The organism is Hyphomicrobiales bacterium (assembly GCA_016710435.1).
Classification (GTDB): Bacteria; Pseudomonadota; Alphaproteobacteria; order Rhizobiales; family Aestuariivirgaceae; genus Aestuariivirga.
The window spans coordinates 1-4899 of the sequence record JADJVV010000039.1; the positions used below are offsets into that span (position 1 = coordinate 1).

The 4899-nt window shown below is 59.8% G+C and carries 6 protein-coding genes; 4 read left to right on the forward strand and 2 right to left on the reverse strand.

The window, feature by feature from the left end:
* Window positions 1-138 precede the first annotated feature (138 nt).
* The 4 genes from IPM06_20900 (at window position 139) to IPM06_20915 (ending at window position 3078) form a co-directional block, all read left to right on the forward strand.
* A complete protein-coding gene (locus IPM06_20900) occupies window positions 139-1884 on the forward strand; it encodes a hypothetical protein (GenBank protein MBK8772869.1) in 1746 nt (581 codons plus the stop codon).
* Window positions 1885-1888: 4 nt separating this feature from the next.
* Complete coding sequence (locus tag IPM06_20905; GenBank protein MBK8772870.1) at window positions 1889-2236, forward strand: hypothetical protein; 348 nt, start codon at window positions 1889-1891, stop codon at window positions 2234-2236.
* 96 nt (window positions 2237-2332) lie between these two features.
* Window positions 2333-2656, forward strand: a complete 324-nt coding sequence (locus IPM06_20910; GenBank protein MBK8772871.1) for a hypothetical protein — start codon at window positions 2333-2335, stop codon at window positions 2654-2656.
* Window positions 2653-3078 (forward strand): hypothetical protein, encoded by a 426-nt coding sequence (locus tag IPM06_20915; protein ID MBK8772872.1) that lies wholly within the window; start codon window positions 2653-2655, stop codon window positions 3076-3078. The genes IPM06_20910 and IPM06_20915 overlap by 4 nt, the downstream gene beginning before the upstream one ends.
* A gap of 312 nt (window positions 3079-3390) precedes the next feature.
* Here the strand turns inward: IPM06_20915 and IPM06_20920 are convergent, their stop codons facing one another.
* The gene (locus IPM06_20920; protein MBK8772873.1) at window positions 3391-3630 is read right to left on the reverse strand and encodes a hypothetical protein; all 240 of its coding nucleotides are present in this window, start codon (window positions 3628-3630) and stop codon (window positions 3391-3393) included.
* A 440-nt stretch (window positions 3631-4070) separates the two neighbouring features.
* Window positions 4071-4850 (reverse strand): hypothetical protein, encoded by a 780-nt coding sequence (locus IPM06_20925; GenBank protein MBK8772874.1) that lies wholly within the window; start codon window positions 4848-4850, stop codon window positions 4071-4073.
* Between the last annotated feature and the right edge of the window lie 49 nt (window positions 4851-4899).

Here is a 4899-nt window from a genome sequence, read left to right on the forward strand (position 1 = left end):
ATCGTGGTAGTCAACCGCCGCGCGTCCGCCGCTTACAGCATGGGGACGGACTACGACGAGGGGTTCAACACCGCAATGATAGCCGTCGCCGTCGCCGTGGGCATTGACCCTAGCGAGATTGCACCTGGGAGATAGCGGATGCGGACAATCGGCAGCGCCTTTCTAATCGCCGTCACCGTCGTTACAGTCGGTTTCATGGCCGCTATCTGGGATACCATCCCCGCCGGTGTTGCCATTGCCGGTGAATTTGCGCTGCTCAGCCTGCGCACATGCGGAGCCGTCATCATTGCGGTTATCGCCGTGGTCGCATTCTGGTTCATCGCCAGACAGGCGCATGAGCGCAACCGGATGCGGGACGGTGCATGGCCGCTGCGAGAATACCAACTGCTCCCGCTTACCGCCCGCATCGCCAACTTCGTGACCGGGCGCCCGTCACCGAAGGCAGTCTACGATCACAACCTGAACGCCGCGCCGTGGGCAGTTATCCATGACGCCATCTATGTACCGCCAGTTACAGCGGAGCAATTCGCCTACGCTCAGCACCAGGAGACAACGAACCGCATCCGTGCCCGCTGGCCAGGGGACGCAACGCTATCATTGCCATTCGTGAACGTCGGCAGCCTGGGCAAGATGAGCGCGCCAGAAGCGAGACTAGCAGCCGGCGCATACGACCGACCGCAGAAACAGTTGACCGGTCCTGTCGCCGATGCGCCGCAGCCGAAACTGTCCCCGCCGCTCAGTCTTGAAACCGCATTGACGCAGACGACGCACAAGAAATGGATCCTGGGCCAGAATCGGGAATCGGGCGAGCTTGCTATTTGGATGCCAGATTCAACCCCGCACATCGGCGTTATCGGCGCGTCCGGTTCCGGCAAAACCGAGAGCAGCATCATGCACCTGATAACCGCCGCTCGCACTGGGCCGGCTGCGACACGTTGGCACGTCATCATTCTCGACCCCATCGGCGGCGCCGACTTGCGCCCCTTCTCCGCCAAAACGGAATGGCACGATACGTCTGCAGACGTGTTCCCTGACCAACTGGCGGCGCTGTCGGCAATCATGGAAGAGCGCAAGCGGTTGTGCTCCGCCGCCGGCGTGCCACGGGTTGCGGACCTTCCCGATGCGCCCCGCCAGGTCATGCTGCTGATTGACGAATTCGGTCAACTGATGTCACGGCTGCGAGGTGCGGCGCGGGAATCAGCATCGGTCGTGTTGGAAGATATTGTGCGAGTCGGTCGCAAGTGGGGCATTCACCTGGCGCTGTGTGACCAGGATAAGTCCCGATGGTCGCCGACGATTCGTGACAACATCTCGCCAACGCTGACATACAGGATGGCCGATTATGGCGGTAGCAGGGTCAAGGCCTTCGATGCTGATACGCTGTCAACCGGTCAATTCGTCATGGGTCGCAGGGTCTTTGACGCATGGCACGTTGCGCCCCGACTGGGCGAGATTCTGTCGGCAATGCCGGCGCAGAGCGCACGGCTGATCGGCGTTCGTTCGGTCACGTCACCGAACGGGGGAGAGGGGGTGTCACCAGATACCGAACGCCTACCGAACGCCGAACGAACGCTGATTTTGCGCCTGAACCGAACGCCGAAACGATGCCGGTTGACGACAGTCCGACCGACTTGCAGAGCGCAGTCTGGTTCTGGCGAGACGCCCATCCAGCCGGCACGCAGGCCGAGATGCGCCGTGATTTTGCCGATGGCGGAGTCGATATTGCCCGTGGGTATGCTCACGAATTGTGGCACAAGTGGCCCGGTTCCCCATCCGCTATCGACCTGTCAACCGAAGCCGGTCGTGCCGCTTTTGCCACATTCGCCGCCGATGTGCGCTTGCCATCCGGCGACCGTCTTGGCACCGACATCGCCGCAGAGGTGACAGCGTGATAGACATCCTCCGCCTGCTTGACACCCTCTCCGGTTACATCCGCCACGGTAGATTGCACCGCTTCACGTTTCGAGTCGCCACCGGCGCCCAGGTGGAACGCATCCTTCGCAGCTACGGCGTGCCGCAATACGGGCGTGGTATCCTGCGCAACGGCGACCGAACGTTCTTAGTCCCCGCCAGACAAGCGCAATGGGCAGAGTATCTGCTCATCCGCTCAGACATCCCGCTGACATCCCGCCGCATCAATCGGCGCCACAAGGCCGGTGCGATGCCGCAAGCCTGGGGAGTCGGCGTGCGACATCCGTCGTTTGTGGCACGGCTGGGAAAGTGGATGGGAGTCTAGTTGTTGCGCAACTTCGTTTCACCTGTTGACATTATCTATTCCGTATGATACAATAGATACATAAGGCAACAGGGAAGATAACGAAGGGAACTGACAATGAAGACTTTCGCAAATGGCAGCAAGGGATACGAACTGGTAGAGAAGGCAATGAGCAGCCGCAATGCCGCCTGGATGACCAAGACAATCAATGGCGCCGACAGCGCAGCCAAGCAACTGATGATCGTCGCAACTGCCCGCCAGATTGCGAATGCCGAAGTCAACGCCGAAGTGTACTTCTATCAGCCCAGCATGATTAGCCAGTCGATTTTCTCCGACTTGGTTGCGAAGGTTGACCGCTTCGGCGACAACGCCTTCAAGCTGAGCGAGAAGCAGGTCGCAGTTATCGTGTCCGATTTGATGTGTGCGGCGGTGGCTTTATGACAGATGACTGGCGCAAACTACCACGCAAGGCGGGCGGCGGGCGCAAGCCTACCGCCCCAGGCGGTGTCCATCCGGTAACGATCACTCTGAGCGACGCGGATGTGGCTCTGCTCAAGCGGATTGATTCGAATATCAGCAACGCGGTACGTGTCCTAATTCAGGAGAAAAATCAGATGCTGCACCAAAATGATGTACTGATGGAAGTCGCCATAGATCGCATTTTGCAATGGGATTATAAGGCGACTGGCGACTTGGCCCCGTGGGATTACGACGCAGGGTTGACTGGCGCAACGGGGCGCGAAGATGCGGTTGCTTTCGTCGTGGAGTATGACTGGAAAGCGCCGGCGAAGGATGATCCCAAGGGATTCGAAATTGCCTTTGATGCGTGGCGCAATGACGTGATCGAGCGCCAGAGCAAATAGCTACTGAATCGCCACCCGGCAGGCAGATGCCGGGAAGGAATGAGAAGATGACAGAGCATCAGTACGATGTCCAGATCAGTGCGGAATTGCAAGAGCGGGTTCGCCGCACCCCACACGGAAAGACAATCTTTCAGGCGTACCCTCGCCTGTACGCCGAATATGTCGCGGCGGAACAGGCAGGCAACCAGGATGCGATGTACCAGATTTCAGGCGACATCGCCCGCATGCCGCGATGGCGGAAGTGTACGACGCCAAATAGCCCCCACCCACAACCGCATACACTCCACCCAAGACCGGCTCCAACCGGTCTTTTTATTTCACAAGCCAAGGCCGCCACGCTCGCCACACATCCACAACCTGGTCAGCCGTCACGGTCCCCGACAGCAGCGCCAGCGCCGTGACGTTGCGACTGTTGCCGACGCCGAACACGTCCAGTATCGTCGCCGAATAGGTTTTGACGGTAGGCATTGACAGTCCCATCGCAGCGCCAACCTCAGCCAGTGACAGTCCCGCCGTGATGAAGATGAGCGCCTGGGTTTCACGTTCGGTCAATCGGGACAGCGGCGGATGGCACACCGTAACTGGGGTGACAATCAAGTCGCCGCGACCTCGTTCCCGTTCCGGTGCTCGATGCGGAACGTCCTTTTGACCGCTATCGCCCACCACGCCCACCCCAGGCTTGCGGCGCCAAGTTCCGCAACCGTCAACGGCCAGATAAGCATCTCTCTCGTAAGCCAGTTCAGGTCACGAATCGAGAGGGCCAACATCAGCAGCCACAAAGCGAACAGAGCCAAGCGCCGAAACCGCCAACGGCACATGGGTCACTCTAACGTATTGACCTCGCACAAGCCACAAAGTGGACATGCCAACTGTCAGTAGCGCAAACAAACTCAGATGCGCTACCAACCTGAATAGTGTCGAATCGTTTTGAGGGTCTAAGGTCACAAGGTCCGCCCACGAACAATTGTAATCGGCGCACGTTTATCTACCGTTTATGCGCCGCTCTGCGCTGCTTCAAGCGCCGCTACCCGTTCCGCCAGATTCGACACCGCCATCAGCAGGTCGCCGATGACCGTGATAACCGATAGCGACTTCCCGGCCGGATGTTCCGCGTCGCGGTCCATGCCGTAGCGCGGCGCATAGTCCACGACCACGCCGCTGAACTCCTCACCGTTGTATGCGCCGCTCTTGTAGGTGAACCGCCGCACCGCTTCCGCGCCGGCCCGCACCGCTGCCAGCACGTCGTCAATCGGCAGCGGGTCGCCTGCGACATCCTTGCTGTCGAGGCTTGATGTCTGTGCGCCGATGACAGTCCCCGCGGTATCGTTAGCGTTTACCGGTAGATTGACATCGATGCGCAGCACGCCGGAATCATCCGGCCAAATCCAGTATGTTTGCCCGCCCTTGTCGCGCATGCCAATCGTGCCCGCCGCCGGCGTCGATGCGTTTGTGTTTCGGTCGGCCAATATGCGCCCGCCGGCCAGCGTCCCGTTGTCGAATGGCGACATCGTTAGCTGACTCACATTCGACAAAACCTCCAGTTTCATCCGCTCCTGGCCGGCGTAAGAAGCCGACAGGACAGCGACCGATGTCGATGCGGGCGCGCCAAGCGCCAAGGCCTTCTCGGTCGTGCCGGTTGGCGAAATGTTGTTCGGCCCAGTAAACAGGTTTGTTGCGCTCAGCAGCGCAGCCGCCCCCGTCGCCGGTACAGTTAGAGTGAATCCGCCAGTGGCAATCGTGCCAGTGCCGGTGATCGTTGCGCCAACCAGCACGGACCGCTGTATCTTGAGGTATTGACCCGTCGATACGTCCCAAATGCCA